15 protein-coding genes are annotated in these 15,541 nt (G+C 70.5%); 7 read left to right on the plus strand and 8 right to left on the minus strand.

The window, feature by feature from the left end; translation table 11 throughout:
* Nucleotides 1–85: 85 nt before the first annotated feature.
* Nucleotides 86–583 carry a hypothetical protein gene (locus OG381_RS27090; RefSeq protein WP_327718680.1) on the minus strand — a complete coding sequence of 166 codons (498 nt, stop codon included), beginning with the start codon at nt 581–583 and terminating at the stop codon, nt 86–88.
* A gap of 307 nt (nt 584–890) precedes the next feature.
* The gene (locus OG381_RS27095; protein WP_327722565.1) at nt 891–3,272 is read right to left on the minus strand and encodes a lamin tail domain-containing protein; all 2,382 of its coding nucleotides are present in this window, start codon (nt 3,270–3,272) and stop codon (nt 891–893) included.
* A 316-nt stretch (nt 3,273–3,588) separates the two neighbouring features.
* Here OG381_RS27095 and OG381_RS27100 point away from each other — a divergent pair, with 316 nt between their 5' ends.
* Nucleotides 3,589–4,140, plus strand: a complete 552-nt coding sequence (locus OG381_RS27100) for a hypothetical protein (RefSeq protein ID WP_327718681.1) — start codon at nt 3,589–3,591, stop codon at nt 4,138–4,140.
* 218 nt (nt 4,141–4,358) lie between these two features.
* Here the strand turns inward: OG381_RS27100 and OG381_RS27105 are convergent, their stop codons facing one another.
* From OG381_RS27105 to OG381_RS27130, 6 genes are all read right to left on the minus strand, one after another.
* Nucleotides 4,359–6,461 (minus strand): hypothetical protein, encoded by a 2,103-nt coding sequence (locus OG381_RS27105; protein ID WP_327718682.1) that lies wholly within the window; start codon nt 6,459–6,461, stop codon nt 4,359–4,361.
* 59 nt (nt 6,462–6,520) lie between these two features.
* Nucleotides 6,521–7,237 carry a hypothetical protein gene (locus tag OG381_RS27110; protein ID WP_327718683.1) on the minus strand — a complete coding sequence of 239 codons (717 nt, stop codon included), beginning with the start codon at nt 7,235–7,237 and terminating at the stop codon, nt 6,521–6,523.
* A 147-nt stretch (nt 7,238–7,384) separates the two neighbouring features.
* Nucleotides 7,385–7,861, minus strand: coding sequence for an SMI1/KNR4 family protein (locus OG381_RS27115; protein ID WP_327722566.1), 477 nt, complete (start codon nt 7,859–7,861; stop codon nt 7,385–7,387).
* 35 nt (nt 7,862–7,896) lie between these two features.
* On the minus strand, nt 7,897–8,121 hold the full coding sequence (locus tag OG381_RS27120) for a hypothetical protein (protein WP_327718684.1): 225 nt from the start codon (nt 8,119–8,121) through the stop codon (nt 7,897–7,899).
* Nucleotides 8,122–8,239: 118 nt separating this feature from the next.
* Nucleotides 8,240–8,971, minus strand: coding sequence for a hypothetical protein (locus tag OG381_RS27125; RefSeq protein ID WP_327718685.1), 732 nt, complete (start codon nt 8,969–8,971; stop codon nt 8,240–8,242).
* Nucleotides 8,972–9,049: 78 nt separating this feature from the next.
* Nucleotides 9,050–9,940, minus strand: coding sequence for a hypothetical protein (locus OG381_RS27130; RefSeq protein WP_327718686.1), 891 nt, complete (start codon nt 9,938–9,940; stop codon nt 9,050–9,052).
* Between the two features lie 410 nt (nt 9,941–10,350).
* Here OG381_RS27130 and OG381_RS27135 point away from each other — a divergent pair, with 410 nt between their 5' ends.
* The 6 genes from OG381_RS27135 (at nt 10,351) to OG381_RS27160 (ending at nt 15,536) form a co-directional block, all read left to right on the plus strand.
* The gene (locus OG381_RS27135; protein ID WP_327718687.1) at nt 10,351–11,070 is read left to right on the plus strand and encodes a hypothetical protein; all 720 of its coding nucleotides are present in this window, start codon (nt 10,351–10,353) and stop codon (nt 11,068–11,070) included.
* 17 nt (nt 11,071–11,087) lie between these two features.
* Nucleotides 11,088–11,957 carry a hypothetical protein gene (locus OG381_RS27140; RefSeq protein ID WP_266823508.1) on the plus strand — a complete coding sequence of 290 codons (870 nt, stop codon included), beginning with the start codon at nt 11,088–11,090 and terminating at the stop codon, nt 11,955–11,957.
* Nucleotides 11,954–13,261 carry a CpaF family protein gene (locus tag OG381_RS27145; protein WP_327718688.1) on the plus strand — a complete coding sequence of 436 codons (1,308 nt, stop codon included), beginning with the start codon at nt 11,954–11,956 and terminating at the stop codon, nt 13,259–13,261. Before OG381_RS27140 ends, OG381_RS27145 begins: the two co-directional genes overlap by 4 nt.
* Before the next feature lie 110 nt (nt 13,262–13,371).
* Nucleotides 13,372–14,322 carry a type II secretion system F family protein gene (locus OG381_RS27150; RefSeq protein WP_327722567.1) on the plus strand — a complete coding sequence of 317 codons (951 nt, stop codon included), beginning with the start codon at nt 13,372–13,374 and terminating at the stop codon, nt 14,320–14,322.
* Complete coding sequence (locus OG381_RS27155; protein WP_327718689.1) at nt 14,319–15,242, plus strand: type II secretion system F family protein; 924 nt, start codon at nt 14,319–14,321, stop codon at nt 15,240–15,242. Before OG381_RS27150 ends, OG381_RS27155 begins: the two co-directional genes overlap by 4 nt.
* 42 nt (nt 15,243–15,284) lie before the next feature.
* Nucleotides 15,285–15,536, plus strand: coding sequence for a hypothetical protein (locus OG381_RS27160; protein WP_046263660.1), 252 nt, complete (start codon nt 15,285–15,287; stop codon nt 15,534–15,536).
* Nucleotides 15,537–15,541: the final 5 nt, after the last annotated feature.

Raw genomic sequence — 15,541 nt, forward strand, 5'->3', positions numbered from 1 at the left:
GCACGTGCTGCGGTAGCCGGACAACTCGGGGAACTGGGCTTCGATGTCGATCGGCCTGGGCGAGGTGGTACGAGTCAAGGCGGTATCACTTCCTGAGCAGGGCCGCCGCATCCTCCTGGGAGATCTCCATCAGCGCCTCGTGCACGTACGACTCCACGTCATCCACGTAGGGCGGCACATCGGGGCGGCGGGAGCAGAAGGTGACGTGTGCGGTGAGGAGATCGTCGTTCGAGCCTCCCTCGGACAGGGAGATGTACGCGAGTACCGGCCACTGACTGCTCGGCGGCACGGCCAGCAGGGCGGTGCAGGCGTAGCCGAGGGAACGACGCAGCAGTGTTCCGAGCCGCTCGGAGCCGGAGTCCGGAAGGTCGTAATCCATCATGCCGCGGCCGTTCACCGTAGCCTCGTAGTGGACGGCATCCTCGAACTCCGTGCGACCGGCCCCGGAGTAGCCGGACTTCAAGGCGGTCAGAAGTTGTGCGCCGTCCTCCACGGTCCAGCCCTCTTGAGCGACGGCGCGAAACTGGTTCGGCACGTCTTCCTCGCGGGCGTGGGTCTCCACCGTTCTGAGGAGCTCGGGCATTCTGCTGTTGGTTCTCACGGCTTTCCTCTCCCAGCATTCGTAGACCCTTGTCGATTCCGGCCTGGAATCCAGGGTTCTTGCCGACTTCCTTCTCGATCGAACGCGGGAGCCCCTCGAATTTTCCGGTGTCGAAATTGTACTGATACTTGGCAGTGAGGTTGCTCGATGCGGTCGAGCTGCTGAAGGCGGCGCCTCACGCCAACCGCCCCGTCCCCGAACGGACATCAGCCCATCCAGGAACGGGGCGGTGGCCCGAACCCTCAGTCGGTCACCTCGGTAGGTCACCTCGGTCCGTCACATCACCCGGTCAGTGCCCCCGGCACCGGCTCACGTCGATCCGTACGATCTGCGGATCGTGATCGCTCGCCTGGTCCGCGAACTCCGCGTTGATGTGGACCACGTCGTAGTCGAAGTGGGTGATCGCGGGGGTCGTCAGGGTGTGGTCCAGGGTCTGGGAGTTGCCGTCGTAGACGTAGGTGTAGCGCTCGGCGGGCGGGAGGGTGGTGATCAAGGGGCGGAGGACGCCGCCGGAGGTCAGCGTCGTCACGGTCCGGGAGAACTCGAAGTCGTTCAGGTCGCCGAGGACCACCGCCTTGGCGTCCTTGTCGGCGGCCAGCAGGGACTTGACGAAGGTGTTCACCTCCGCCGCCTGGGCCGCGCGTTGGGTTTCCGAGCTGCGGGCGGGCTGCTGGTAGCGGCCGTGGAGGGGCTGGTCGCCGCCCTTGGAGGTGAAGTGGTTGGCGATGACGAAGACCGGTTCGCCGTGGAAGACGAACTCGCCCACCAGCGGCTTGCGGCTGCTGTCCCACGCATCGCTCGTCGGGTTGATACGGCCCGGGGAGTACGTCAGGTGAGCGCCCTTCCTCGTCTTCACCACGCTCGTCGCCGTCGTCGCGTCGCCGCCCGCGCGGTCCGTGAAGGAGACCCGCTTGGGGTTGAAGAGGAACACCTGGCGGATGTTGCCGCCGGGCTCGCCGCCGTCCTGGTTGTTCTCGGGGGCGAGGTAACGCCAGGAGTAGCGGGGGCCGCCGGCCGCGCGGATCGCGGTGGTGAACTTCGTCAGCGTCGCCTCGGACGTCAATGTGCCGTCGTTCGTAGCTCCGTTGTCGTCCTGGATCTCCTCCAGGGCCACGACGTCGGGGGAGTTGAGGTTGACTGCCACGCCTGCCGCCAGGCGGTCGAACTTCTCCTGGGGGTCCAACGCGTCCAGGTTCTCGACGTTGTACGTCGCCACCGCCAGCTCGTCGCCCTTCTGGCGGCGGGTCACCTCCTGCTTCAGGCCCTTGGAGGCCAGCGTGCCGAGCTGCGTGGCCTGGAGGATGTAGCCGCCGTACGTGGAGTAGTCGAGCGGGCCGGTCGTCGTGCCGGACAGCTCGTCGCCGACGTTCGCCACCGGGCCCGTCGTGTCCAGCGAAGCAACCTTCATCCGGCCCGAGTTGGGCTCGTCGTAGGCCGTGTAGAGGGTGCCGCCGCGCTTCGTCGGGTGTTCGTCGGGCTTGACCGTCACCCACAGCTCGTCGTACGCGTCCGTCGCGCCGACCACGCGCGCGTCCGTGAACGTCGTACGCATGCCTTCAAGGGACTCGTAGAAGTCCAGGGCGTACGACCCCGGTTCGAGAGCCAGCGCTTCGATGCTGCCTCCGTCCGCGTCGGGCGTGTACGCGTCCGGGACCGTCGTCCCGTCCAGCTTCACCGGCTCGGGGAGGGCGTTGCCGGACGAGACGACCGTCGCCGTCGGGCCCGTGATCTCCGTGACCGACTGGCTGGTGCTGCTCGGGTGGTACTCGGTGACCCGGCCGGTGACCAGGACCGAGTCGCCGACCGCGACCGTCGGGGTGGTCGAACCCGTGTAGACGAAGACGCCCTCGCTGGTACGGGCGTCGGTGTCCGCCTGCGGGTCCTGGATCCAGTAGCCCTTCGAGCCGCTCGTGCGGACGCCGGTCACGATGCCGGGGACACGGGTGACCGCCTTGCCGGCGTACGGCGAGAGGCGCGTGGTGCCCTGGATGTCGTGGACGCGGACGGTGCCCGGGTCCGTCGTACCGCCACCGCCACCGCCTTCGCCGCCGCCCGAATCCGGGGTCTGGCCCGCCGAGTTGACCGGGGTCGGCGTACCGGCGGTGAGGTCCGTGGCGTTGTCGTCCGTGTCGGAAAGGGAGTCGGCGCGGGCGACCGAGGCGGTGTTGGAGGCGCCGGACGCGGGGCCGTTGCCCTCGCGGACGACCGCGGTGCCGTAGCCCACGACGTCGAGGACCCGGCTGTCGGCCGTGCAGTCCGCGGCGGTCTTGCAGGTCAGCGCGGTGGTGCCGGAGACGAGGGCGATGGTGCCGGTGGTGGCGCTCATCGCGATGGAGCCGGTGGCGTCGGGGGCGGGCAGGGCCGTCGTACCGCCGCTGCCGGCGCCTTCGCCGACCAGGTAGTGGCCACCGGCGGCGAGCGAACCGCTGAGGGCGGTGACCTGCCACTGCGAGCTCGCGGAGGCGGCGCCCGGCAGGTACTGCACGCTGTAGGCCGACAGGTCGAAGACCTCGGAGCCCGCGTTGGCGAGCTCGACGAAGTCCCGGGTCAGCGTGGCTCCCGAGTTGCCTCCGCCGCCGTACACCTCCGAGATCACCGCGGTGGCCGACGGGGCGGCGACGGCGGTCCAGGCGGGGAGGGCGGTCAGGGCGAGGGCGCCCACCGCGCCCACGGCTATCAGCGGGTAGGCGGCGTGGCGGGCGCGGGGGCCTCGTTCCGCGTGCGGGCTGCTTCCCCCGCGCGAGCTGCTTTCCTCGTGGGGTCTTCCTTCGGGGCTGGACACGCTGGCGGTCTCCTCGGATCGGGCGTCGGACGGCGGGTGCGGCAACGCGCCTTCGGTCGGCGGTACGTGTGGCGGGGGCGTGGGGGACCGTGGGGAGTCGGCTCAAGTTACGCGCGTAGAAGTGGGGGCGCCAAGAGGGCGGAGGTTAAATCCTGGGAACAGGTGGGTGCGGCGCAGCCGTTGGGATCGGGAGTACGGGGCTGAGATGGCAGGCAGTCGGTTTCGGGTGCGGGACGGGTTCGGGATCGCCGGGGGTGTCGTCTTCCTGGCGGCCCTCCTGGCCGTACTCCTGCTTGTTCTCGGAGTCGGGCGGGGGCTCGCACGGGAGGCGATTCCGGTGCTGGTGGGCGTACCCGGTGGGGCGTGGGTGGCCGGGGGCGCGTTGGGGGTCCTGAGCGTGCTCGGCTGGATCGGCGGGGCCCTGGTCTTCGGGCTCGGGGCCGCGAACAAGGCGGGCGCGGGACGGCCGTTGCGGGTCGCCCGGGCCGTCGGGAGTGCCGTCTGCTGGGCCGCGGCGCTCGGGCCGGCCTTGTTGCTGTTCAGCGGGTTGCCCAGCAGGAACTGCCGCTCGTACACGTGCGAATACCTCCCGGGGACCGGCACCGCCTTCCTCGCCTACGCCGTCACCGCGGGCCTCCTCGGCCTGCTCTGCCACCGCCGGCGCCGGGCCCTGGTCGAGGCCGGGGAGGCGGAGCGGCGGGAGCGGCGGCGCGCGCTGCGCAAGAAGGGCAGGGGGAAGAGCCGGGCGGCGCGGTAGCGGTAGCGGGCCGTGGGTGTTGGTACCGGGCGCCCAGGGGGTCGTGGGGGGCTGTTGTGTGGCGGGTGCGGGTTCGTCGTGGCTTGTCGCGCAGTTCCCCGCGCCCCTGAAGGCAAAGGCGGCTGCGCCGGCCTTTGCCTTCAGGGGTCAGGCTCCCCTGCTGGCCGGCCCCGACGGCGAGATCCTCGCCGAGCCTCCGGGGGGCGGCACGTCTCGCGTCAGTGGGCGAGTGTCGACTCCCGCACCTTGCGGCCGAGCTTGGTGTAGCCCTCGGGGGCTGCGGACAGCAGGTCGTCCTCGTAGTACGGGGTGCGTCGCGAGTCGTCGTCCGGGGCCGGCAGGGTCAGGAGCAGGGCGGGATAGTCGTTCGGGGCCGTGTCGTTGAGGCAGCGGTCGCAGAGGGGGAGCATCCTGCGGCGGTTGTCCTCCGTCGACACCCGTATGTGGCGGCTGGACTTCGCCGGGCCGTGCAGGGGGTTCACGCCGCAGCAGCGGGTGGTTTCTTCGTCCGCGAGGGCGGCGCGGGTGGCCCGGGCGAGGACGATGATCACGACGAGGGCGGCGGGCCGAAGGACGTCGAGGTCCTCGCCCGAGCCGCCCGCCGCGGAGGCTTCGTCGACCAGCACCATCGTCGCCTCGTAGCGGTCGCGGGACCGGGCGTCCGCGGTCTCGCCGGTACCGAAGGCGGTGGTCATGGCGCGGATCTCGGTCGTCGCCGTCTCGCGCAGATACGACAACGACGGCGTCGCCGGGGAGACTTGCGGCAGTTCCGAGGTCGGGAGGGGCTCCGGATTGCGGCGCCGCAGCAGCACACGGACGATGCCCAGGACGGCCGCCGCGAGGCCGAAGAACAGGAGCGCGGCGAGGACGCCCAGGAACAGGCCCGACCAGAAGTCGCCGTAGTACAACGGGCGCAGTTCGTCCTCGGCGATCGGGTCCGCGGCCGGGTACGGGTCGCCGGGGGTGGTCGGCTCGTCGGTGCGGGCGGTCTTGTCGAGGATGACCATCAGGTCGTCGAGACGTTCGCCCAGGAGGTGGTCGTCGGCCTCGTTCGCCTTCGAGTCCCCGTACGAGATGGACTCCGGGAGATCGAAGAGGGCGCTGTAAGTGTCCAGTGCCAGGCCGTAGTTGAAGACGTTGATGTAGCCGTCCAACGGGTCGGCGACGATGTAGACGCCGTCCTTGCCGCCGAGCTTGTCGCGGACCGCCGCCGTGAACGCCTCTTCGTCGCCCTGGGACTCGTCCTCGTAGATCTGCGGGACCAGCGCGACGAAGACCGGGCCGCCGCCCTTGGAGGAGCTGAACTTCTCGATGCGGTCGTGAAGCTGGGCCAGCTGGGCCGTGTTCAGTACCCGGGGGCTCTCCGGGTCCGCGTACACCGGGCCCTCGGCCAGGCCCTTCGCGACGCGGTCGAGGCGGGCGTTGAGGTCGATCGCCCGGGGCGGGGGAGAAGCGCTGGACCTGGTCTGGTCGAAGACGAGGGGGGCGGTGAGGGTGATCGCGACAGCGGTGCCCAGGGCGAGTGCGGCGAGGATCCAGTTTCCGGGGGACGTCGACTTCCTCTTCGCCTTCCCCTTCGCCGGCTCGCCCTGCTGGCCCGGCTTGCGGGGGGCCGCTCCGGGGCGGCGGCGCCACCACCGCCGTACATAAGGAACCAGCAGCAGCATCAGCAGGGGTACGCCCGTGATCGCCACCCCCGTGAGGGTCGACTGGTTCTCGCGGTCGGACGGGCCGATGTACAGGTCGGCCGGTTCGTCGCCCGAGTTGTACTTCTCGCGTGCCGACTCGGCGCGGGCCTCGGCCTTCTCGGCGCCCTGCGCGATGGCGTCGGTGAAGCGCTCGAAGCTGCGCAACGGGCCCGCGTCGTAAGGGAGTTCGTAGAAGGCGACGGCCGCCGCGTCCTCCGCCGGGGCCTGCACCCCGTACGCCTTGGCCTCCTTGACCGTCGACTCGTCGATCAGTACGTACAGGCCGTCCTTGCCGAGACGGTCGTGCACCGCGTCAAGGAGGCCCACGCCGGTGGTGGCCCGGGCCGGGAGGACGAGGACGTAGGTCGGTGCGCCGGTGCGCTGGGCGACTTTCGCGAAGTCGGGGGCGGTGGACTGCGGGATCTCGCGGGGGAGTTGGTCGGTGACGTAGACCGGGTCGGTGCGGAGCTGGGCGGCGAGGTAGGCGGCCTGGGTGTCCGTGGAGGTGGCGGACGGGGTGGCCGGGGCGGCGGAGGCGAATGCCGTGAGGAGCAAGGGGAGGAGGGCGAGGAGAGCAAGGAGGGTGAGAAGCCGGGCTCTGATCGCGCCGCTCGTCTTCGCTGCCGCCCTCATTGCAGTGCGCCCCCGTTCCCCGCCTGTTGTCACGCGCGGCACTCTACTGGGGGGCTTCGCTAGTGCGAAACGGTGTCCTGCGGTGGCGAGAGGTGGGTGGGCGAAAGGCTGTTGAGGGAAAGGCGGTTGAGCAGTTGTTCGCCGTCGGGGGAGGTGAGCCGGCACCAGGAGCCGTCCGTGAACTCGATCCGGAAGTCGCGTCGCGCGGTGCTGAACCTTCTGCGCTCCACGGTGGCGATGCCGCTCAACTCGGTTTCCCACAGCACCTCTTCCCAAGGGTCCGTCGGATCGTCGAGGGCGCCCAGGATTAGGAGGCGGCGGTCGGTCAGTACGGCGTGAGTGACGTCGGTGTCCGGGCGGCGGGCGGGGTCGAGCTGCCAGGGGAGGGTGCGGGCGAGGGTGCCGGGGGCGGCCCACAGGACGGGGAAGTCCCGGGTCTCGTTCTCGGGCTCGTCCGGTTCGCCGAGGGGCTCGGAGGCGCTGGGGCCGACTCCGGTGCCGCCGAGCACCGCGGCGAGGGCGATGAGCGCGAGCGCGAAGACGACCTGTGCGGTCGCGCCCAGCGCGATGATCACCCTTGAGTGGAGCCGGTACGTCGGTCCTGCCGGCCAGCCGGGCAACTCCGTCTGGATGTCCCGGCGTTCGGTGTCGCGGAACCAACGTCGTCCTGCCACCCGGTCGGCGGCGCCGGTGGCGAAGGAGACGGGGACGCGGGCGAGTTCGTGTTCGCCGGGAGCGGGTTGCCAGCGGTGGCCGGCGGGGGGAGGTGCGGTCATCGGGACTCCTCGTCAGTCCTTGGGTACGGGGCTGGGACCGGCGCCCCGGAGCCAGCCGCGCCACCGCCGGATCCCCGGGCGGCTCGGCGTTCCGGCGCCCCGGTGCCAATCACTCATCAGGGCGTGCGGGGGCGGCGGGGGCTGTGGTCAGCGGCACAGGTCCTCGATGTCCTCGCTGAACGTCGGGAACTCCGTCCCGGCCTCGGTGATGATCGTGCGCGCGGGGCGGCGGGGAGTGGTGGCGTGGGCCTCGGCGAGCGCGGTCAGCGGTGCGTTCGGGCGGGAAGGGCGATCGTCGTACTCGACGGCCTCCATGGGGCCCAGGCCGTCCGCCAGGACCCACAGGAAGTCGGAGAGACAGCCCGCCACCACACCGGTCGCGCCCTCCGAGCCCAGGAACACGATCGGCTGATCGACAAGAGGACGGTCCACGCGCACACACCACACGGCTGCCGTACCGCCGGTCCCATCCTGCCCGAACGGCAAATAGGCCCCCGCGTCGAACTCCTTGTTGCCGGTCCAGCTACGAAGCCAGTCCGCGGTGTCCTCCGCCGTGAGGAACGCGTCGTACGGCTCGAAGTCGATGCCGTCGCCGTCGGCGTAGTCGAACTCGGTCCGGGACATGGCGGCCAGGGCGGGCGGGAAGGGTCTGTGCTCGATCACGTGTGCAGCGTAGTTGTGCCGCGCCGTACGTGATCAGGCCCCGGCTTCCGTGAACAGGTGCGGAGGGTGTCCAGATCCGCGTAGGTCGTGATCCGCTCGCGTGCGGTGTCCGGGATGTCGAGGCCGCGTTCGGTGAGGATCAGGAGGATGTCCTCGGCGCGGCTCTCCGTACGCAGTCGTTGTGAGGTCTCGTAGCGGAAGAAGGAGAGGTCGGCGGCCATCAGACGCCTCCAGGTCTCGGCGGCCGGGGCTTTGCCGAGGCCGTTGTCGGACGGTAGGCGGATGCGCCCACCGGGTGGTCCGGCATGTCGGTGGATCACCCGGTGGGGTGAAGCGTGATCAGCTCAGCTTCTTGTTCTGGGCCTTGACCAGATCGGTGGGGACCTTGGCGGAGCCGGAGCGGCCCTGCATGAAGCCGCTGGTGTCGATCGAGAAGTAGTTGACGATCGTGTCGCCGAAGCGGAAGGTCTGGGTGCGCATGGTCTGCGTGCCCTTGTAGCTGACGGTGGACGCGGTGGCGATCGACTCGTCGGCGGCCGTGTCCGGGAACGGCGTCTCCTTCTTCACCGAGGTGTAGGGGGTGCTCGCCTTGTCGGACTTGGCGGTGTAGCCCGCCGTACAGGAGGAGACCGCCTCGGCCAGGCCCTTCATCGCGGCCTCGGCCTTGCCCTCGGTGTAGGTGGCGAGGGTGATGTAGTTGTACGCGAAGGTTCCGTCGCTGGCGAGGCGGACCATCGAGGCCTCCGGGTCGCCGAGGGGAAGGTAGTTGGTCGCGTACGCCAGCGGGGCACAGGCCGGCTTGTCGACGCGCATGTCCCCCTGGGTCTCGGCCATGGCATCACCCTTGGCGGGTTCGTCGACGTTGTAGTCGGCGACCTCCGCCTTCGTGACGAACCGCTTCGTCAGCTCCTTCACCGGGTCCACCGCGGGCTTCGCCTGCGAGGCCGTCGTCTTCGGCCCGGCGGTCGCCTTCGCGTCCGAGCCGCCGTCGCCGTCACCTCCGCCGCACGCCGTCAGCGTGGTGAGGGACAGCACGGTCAGCAGGGGCAGGGCGAGTGCGGCTCGCTGCATGGTGGGGGGCTCCTTGGTGGGAGGCTTGGTCTTCGGTGGGGTGGGGTGGGGAGGGGCGGGGAAGGCGCGCTGTCGTGACTAGTCGTGCAGCAACTTCCTTAGCGCCGGTGACAGTTCGGGCACCCGCGCCCCGGCCGCCTGCGCCGCGATGACCGTCCGGACGTACTGCACCGCCTCCCCGCGCAGCCGCGTCTCCTCGCTGCCGTGGTGGCTGCCCGCCAGCCAGACGCCGATCGCCACGGGGATCAGCACGAGGGCGGCGTAACCGATCGGCTCGGTCTGTGACCAGGCCCAGGCCGCCCCACCCGCGCCTGCGAAGAGCAGCAGCCAGCCCGTCTCGTCGTGCCAGCCGCCGGAGGATGCGAGGCGTTCGTACTCGGTGACCGCGGCCGGCTTCGGAGGCACCGCGGCCCCGGTGACACCCTGCGGGGCAGAAACAGAAGCAGGCGCAGAAGCAGAAGCAGGGGCAGCGGCCTCCGGGTACGACGGAATCGGCGTCGCCCCCTTCCCGCTCCCGCCCTCCGCCTTGCCCTCCAGCCACGCCGGCACATGCGCCGGCGGCATCCCGTGGGCCCGGGCCACGCCCAGGACCTCGCGGTAACCGGTGAGGGCGGGGTGCAGGAGTTCGCGCTTCCAGTTCGCGCGGACGCGGGTGAGCGCGGCCACGGCCAGGACCAGGAGGGGGCCCGCCGCCACTGCGGCCTTCGGGCCGAGCGAGGGCACCGACACCGCCACGAACGGCCACACCACGCACGCCAGCAGGGCGATACCGCCCACCCACGCCAACGACCCGTGCTGTGCCGCCGTCGCCGCCCGGCGCCGTTCCGCGAGCAACGCCGTCACCTGCCGGTCGTCCGTGTAGTCCACGCCGGTCCGCGCCCCGATCGCGCGCACCGCCTCCGCCACCCGGGGGTCCGACGCGAGCGCCGCCCCTCCGATCGGAAGAAGGACCGCTTCCGTGCTCGCCATCGCCGTTATCCCGCCCCGTGTCCGTGAATCGAGCAAAGATCATGGCATGCCGGTTTCCCGGCCTCGTGAGCGAATCGTGCAGGCCTCATGGGCGGACCGTGACGAAAACCTCCGCGCGGGCGGGATGAGGTGGCTGTAATCGATTCACTCCCGCACAGCTCGCGGCCCTCCTCCGGCTCCCGCACAACTGGGCAACACGCGCCCGAAGTTGCAGATGAATAACGAGGAGCAGGGTGAGAAGCGTGACTCCGGACGCGCCTTGAGGGGCTTATGTGCGGCTGATACGGTGCCATGGCTTGACACTCACCCCAGCGATGGCTATCCGCGCAGATCGAGCAGCGGCGGGTGAAGTGTCCTAATTTGCAGAGAATTTGGCAGACAATTTTCTTGGGTGTACGGGGAGCGGTTGCGTGAAGATCCAAGAGCGTACGGGGGCGGGTCAGGGTCGTTCCGCCGCTCCTGCTCAGGCGTCGGTCGGCGACCGGCTTCCCACGCCGCCTCGCGAGCGCAAACCGGCGCTGGCGGCGCTGGCGGTACTGCTGATCCTGGTCGGTGCGCTGGGGGCGACGATGCTCGTGCTCCAGGCCGGTGACCGGATCGAGGTCGTCAAGGTGACCCAGGAGATCCCGGCGGGCGGAAAGGTCACCGACGGCAACGTGACGTCCGTCATGGTCGCCGAGGACGCCGCCATCAACTACGTCAAGTGGAACCAGCTCAGCGCCCTGAAGTCCCTCAAGGCCAAGTCCACGATCTACAAGGACACGGTCGTCATGGGGCAGATGTTCTCCGAGGAGGTCGGCGCCACCCAGGGCAAGACCCTCGTCGGCGTCTCCCTCAAGGCGGGTCAGTTCCCGGCTGACATCAAGGTCGGGGACACCGTCGCCGCCTACCGCGTCACCGAGGGCGGGTCCGGCTCCGGCGGCAACAGCTCCGCGTCCGCGACCGGCGGCAACTCGCTGATCGTCGACAACGCCGTGGTGAGCACCGTTCCGGCCGCGAGCGGTGACGAACTCGTCGGCAGCACGAACTCGTCGTACACCCTGGCCGTCGACAACGACGACGCCGGTGCCCTCGCCCAGGCCGCCGCCAACAACGAAGTCGTCCTCGTCCTCGTCCCCAGCAGCAACTAGAAGGCGGCTCCCGACCCATGGCGCTCATCGCTCTCGCCGCCGACAAGGGTTCCCCCGGCGTCACCACCGCGGCCGTCGCCCTCGCGGCGGTCTGGCCGCGGCGGGTGCTGCTCGCCGAGACCGACCCGGCGGGCGGCGACCTCGTCTACCGCAGTGCCGCCGCGCACGGCGGGCCGCTCAACCCGAACACCGGCATGCTGTCCATCGCCGCCACCGCGCGCCGCGGCCTCGTCCCCGACCAACTCTGGGACCACGTACAGCCGTTGAGCGGCGGGCTCGAAGTGCTCGTCGGACTCGGGAACGCCGAGCAGGCCGCCGGTCTCGCCGGACTGTGGCCGACCCTCGGGCACTCCTTCGCCTCGCTCGCCGAGTCCCCGCACGCCGCCGCCGACGTCATCGCCGACTGCGGCCGGATCGCCGGGGACACTCCCGCGGTGGACCTGTTCCCGCACGCCGCCCTCGTCCTGCTGATCAGCCGTACCGAGCCGGAGGCCATCGCCCGCGTGCGCGACCGTGCCGCCGCCCTCGGTAACAAGCTGCACGGCGGCGCGCGCGGTGCCGCGAGCCTGGGCACGCCGATGATCGGGGTCGTGCTGATCGCCGACACCAACAGCGCGGCGAAGATCGCGGGCCAGGTCAACGACATGCTCGTGCACGCCCAGACCGGCGCCCGCGTCGTCGGCACCATCGCCGACGACCCCACCGGCGCCGACCAGTTGGCCGGCCGCAAGCGCGGGCGGCTCGACAAGTCGCTGCTCATCCGCTCGGCCCGCAAGGTCACCGCGGACCTCTACCAGCAGTACGGCGCCGCCTGGACCGTACCCACGCAGGCCCAGCACGGTCAGATGCACGGCGAGATGAACGGCCATGCCGGAGCCGGCCGATGACCGCTGTCGACCATCAACTGGTCAAGCGGTTCCGTCAGGAGGCCGGCGACCGGATCTCGGAGCAGCGGCGCCAGGACCAGGTGTCCGGCGTCACCCCGATGTCCCCCGAGGACGAGCGGCACTACGCCCGCGCGGTCATAGCCCAGATCCTGGAGGACCACGCCCGCACCGAGATCAACGCCGGGCGCACCCCTCTCGACGCGGAGACCGAGGAGCAGTACGCCGCCGCGGTGCACGCCGCGCTCTTCGGCGTCGGACGGCTCCAGCCGCTCCTGGACAACCCGGACGTCGAGAACATCGACATCAACGGCTACGACCAGGTCTTCGTCGGCTACTCCGACGGCCGTGAGGTCACCGGCGATCCCGTCGCCGAGTCCGACGAGGAGCTCATCGAGCTCATCCAGGTGCTCGGCGCGTACTCGGGTCTGTCGTCCCGCCCCTTCGACTCCGCCAACCCCCAGCTCGACCTGCGGCTCCCGGACGGTTCGCGTCTGTCGGCCGTCATGGACGTCACCCGGCGCCCGGCGCTCTCCATCCGTCGCGCCCGTATGGGCAAGGTCTTCATCTCCGACCTCGTCGGCAACGGCACGCTGAGCCCGGAGGCCGCGCACTTCCTCGCCTGCGCGGTACGGGCCCGCAAGAACATCATGATCGCGGGCGCGACCAACGCCGGAAAGACCACCCTGCTGAGGGCCCTCGCCAACGAGATCCCGCCGCACGAGCGACTGATCACCGTCGAACGCGCCCTGGAGCTCGGGCTCGACACCTTCGCCGACCTCCACCCCAACGTCGTCGCCTTCGAGGAACGCCTGCCCAACTCCGAGGGCCAGGGCATGATCTCGATGGCGGAACTCGTCCGCCGTTCCCTGCGTATGAACCCCTCCCGCGTCATCGTCGGTGAGGTCCTCGGCGACGAGATCGTGACCATGCTCAACGCGATGTCGCAGGGCAACGACGGTTCGCTGTCCACGATCCACGCCAACAGCTCCAGCGAGGTCTTCAACCGTATTTCCACGTACGCGTTGCAGGCCTCCGAGCGACTGCCCATCGAGGCCAGCCAGATGCTGATCGCGGGCGCCGTGAACTTCGTCGTCTTCATCCAGCGGCGCAACAACTTCCAGTCGGGCGGCCGCCTCCAGCGCTCGGTCACCTCCATCCGCGAGGTCAACGGCGTGGACGGCCGGGTGCTGTCCAGCGAGGTGTTCGCCGAGGCGCACGACGGCCGGGTCGTGCCGCACGCGCCCATCGCGTGCGTGGAGGACCTGATCGCACAGGGCTACCGGCCCACCGGAGCGTGGGGGTGACCATGACGACTCAGATCATGACGGCTCAGGCCGTGACGGCTCAGGCCGTGACGGCTCAGGCCATGACGGCCCGGACGCAGACTCTTGCCGCACTCGACTCGCTCGGTTCCATGGGCGGGCTGTTCTCCACCGAGGTCCTCTTCTCGATCGCGTCCGGTGTCGCCGTCGGCGGTGGCATCGCGCTGTTCGCCATCGCCGTACGGGGGCTTCCGGCCAAGCCGGACCACGAGAAGCAGAAGGCCGCAGAGCGGGCGAGCGAGCTGATCCGGTTCGCCGGGCAGCGCGGTTCGCTCGCCGCCATCGTCGGCATCGTCGTCCTGCTGCTCACCCAGTGGGCGGTGGCCGGTATCGCGGCCGGTGTGCTCGTCTTCTTCTGGGACCGGCTGTTCGGCGGTGCCGGCGAGGAGCGCGCCGCGATGAAACGCGTGGAGGCGCTGGCGGGCTGGACGGAGTCGCTGCGCGACACCATCGCCGGCGCGGTCGGCCTGGAGCAGGCCATCCCGGCGTCCGCGCGCGCCGCGGCGCCCGTGCTGCGCCCGCACCTGGACGCGCTCGTCGACCGGCTGCGGGCCCGCACGCCGCTGCCCGACGCGCTCCAGCACCTCGCCGACGAGATCGACGACGCCTCCGCCGACATCATCGTCGCGGCCCTCATCCTCAACGCCCGCCTCCGCGGCCCCGGTCTGCGCCAGGTGCTCGGCGCGCTCGCCAAGTCGGCGCGCGAAGAGGTCGACATGCGCAACCGCGTGATGGCCCAACGCGCCTCCACCCGGCGCTCGGTACAGATCGTCGTCGCGGTGTCGGTCGCCTTCGTCCTCGGACTGTCCGTGTTCAACCGGGAGTTCGTGGAGCCGTACGGCACCGCGATCGGCCAGGTCGTCCTCGCCATCGTCTGCGGGCTGTTCGCCCTCGGCTTCTGGTGGCTGCGCAAGCTGTCGACGATCGAGACGCCCGAACGCTTCCTGGTCAAGGGCGACCCGTCGGTCCAGTTCGTCCGTCCGCGCACGCCGTCCGCGCAGCAGCCGGTCCAGCCGTCGCAGGAAGAGGGGGTACGCCGATGAGTGACGTCACCATGCCGGTCGTCGTCGGCGCGATCATCGGCCTCGGCATCTACGTCCTGGTCCGCGCCCTCATGCCGTCGAAGCGCAGCGCGGTCTCGCAGGTCGCGCGGATCGACGCGATGCGGGCCCGGGGTACGGCGTACGAGTCCGCGCGCGGCGCCTCCGACTCGGGCCGTCTCGGCTCGGTGCGGGCCGAAGTCGGCCAGCGTGTCGCCGAGTTCTACCTCCAGCAGGGCTGGGAGCAGCGCTCGCTGCGGGCGGACCTCGCGGTCCTGGACCGCAGCTGGGAGAAGTTCCTGGCGACGAAGGTGCTGCTGGCCACGGCGGGGCTGTTCTTCGGCCCGCTCATGTTCGCGATCGTGTGGACGCTGGCCATCGCCGACAGCCCGATCATCCCGGTCTGGCTGGCGCTGCTGTTCGCGGCCGTCTTCTTCTTCCTCCCCGACCTCGAGGTACGCCGGGACGCCGCCGAGAAGCGGCGCGACCTGCGACGCGTGATCGGCGCCTATCTGGACCTGGTCTCGATGAGCCTCGCCGGTGGGCGCGGTCTGCCGGAGGCGCTGATGGCGGCGGCCGAGGTGTCGGACGGCTGGGCCACCCAGCGCATCCGCAACGCCCTCGCCGACGCCCGTATCACCGGCACCAGCCAGTGGCAGGCGCTGGGCCAGCTCGGTGAGGAACTGGGCGTGGAGGAGCTGAAGGACCTCTCGGCCTCCCTCGCCCTGGTCGCGGACGACGGCGCGAAGGTGCGTGAGTCGCTCGCCTCCCGCGCCGAGACCATGCGACACCGCGAGATGGCCGAGATCGAGGGCAGCGCGGGCGAGAAGTCACAGTCGATGCTCGTCGCCCAGCTGCTGCTGTGCGCCGGCTTCCTGGTGTTCCTGATCTACCCGGCCGCCATGCGGGTCTTCCAAGTCTGACACCGCCTCAACCCTCGCAAGCCTCTGAAAGGACAACTGACCATGAACGAGCGGAACTTCAGCACGGGGATCCCGGCGGTGGACTTCCTCGTCACTTTCCTCCAGGGCCGCGTGCAGCGTGCCCGCTCCGGCGAACTCGACCGCGGTGCCTCCGCCGTCGAGTGGGTCATCATCTCCGCGGTCGTCGTGGCGATCGTCGGCGTGGTCGCCGCGATCATCAACCGGGCCCTGGAAGGCGGCGCAGAGAAGGTCGAGAACTGCATCAACGGCGCCAACCAGAGCGGCACCTGCTGAAGCAG

The organism is Streptomyces sp. NBC_00490 (assembly GCF_036013645.1).
Lineage (GTDB): Bacteria > Actinomycetota > Actinomycetes > Streptomycetales > Streptomycetaceae > Streptomyces > Streptomyces canus_F.

Coding starts and splice junctions, on each gene's coding strand:
- OG381_RS27090 (WP_327718680.1), bottom strand. CDS start 583: ATGCCCGAGCTCCTCAGAACGGTGGAGACCCACGCCCGCGAGGAAGAC.
- OG381_RS27100 (WP_327718681.1), top strand. CDS start 3,589: ATGGCAGGCAGTCGGTTTCGGGTGCGGGACGGGTTCGGGATCGCCGGG.
- OG381_RS27105 (WP_327718682.1), bottom strand. CDS start 6,461: ATGAGGGCGGCAGCGAAGACGAGCGGCGCGATCAGAGCCCGGCTTCTC.
- OG381_RS27110 (WP_327718683.1), bottom strand. CDS start 7,237: ATGACCGCACCTCCCCCCGCCGGCCACCGCTGGCAACCCGCTCCCGGC.
- OG381_RS27115 (WP_327722566.1), bottom strand. CDS start 7,861: ATGTCCCGGACCGAGTTCGACTACGCCGACGGCGACGGCATCGACTTC.
- OG381_RS27120 (WP_327718684.1), bottom strand. CDS start 8,121: ATGGCCGCCGACCTCTCCTTCTTCCGCTACGAGACCTCACAACGACTG.
- OG381_RS27125 (WP_327718685.1), bottom strand. CDS start 8,971: ATGCAGCGAGCCGCACTCGCCCTGCCCCTGCTGACCGTGCTGTCCCTC.
- OG381_RS27130 (WP_327718686.1), bottom strand. CDS start 9,940: ATGGCGAGCACGGAAGCGGTCCTTCTTCCGATCGGAGGGGCGGCGCTC.
- OG381_RS27140 (WP_266823508.1), top strand. CDS start 11,088: ATGGCGCTCATCGCTCTCGCCGCCGACAAGGGTTCCCCCGGCGTCACC.
- OG381_RS27145 (WP_327718688.1), top strand. CDS start 11,954: ATGACCGCTGTCGACCATCAACTGGTCAAGCGGTTCCGTCAGGAGGCC.
- OG381_RS27150 (WP_327722567.1), top strand. CDS start 13,372: ATGGGCGGGCTGTTCTCCACCGAGGTCCTCTTCTCGATCGCGTCCGGT.
- OG381_RS27155 (WP_327718689.1), top strand. CDS start 14,319: ATGAGTGACGTCACCATGCCGGTCGTCGTCGGCGCGATCATCGGCCTC.
- OG381_RS27160 (WP_046263660.1), top strand. CDS start 15,285: ATGAACGAGCGGAACTTCAGCACGGGGATCCCGGCGGTGGACTTCCTC.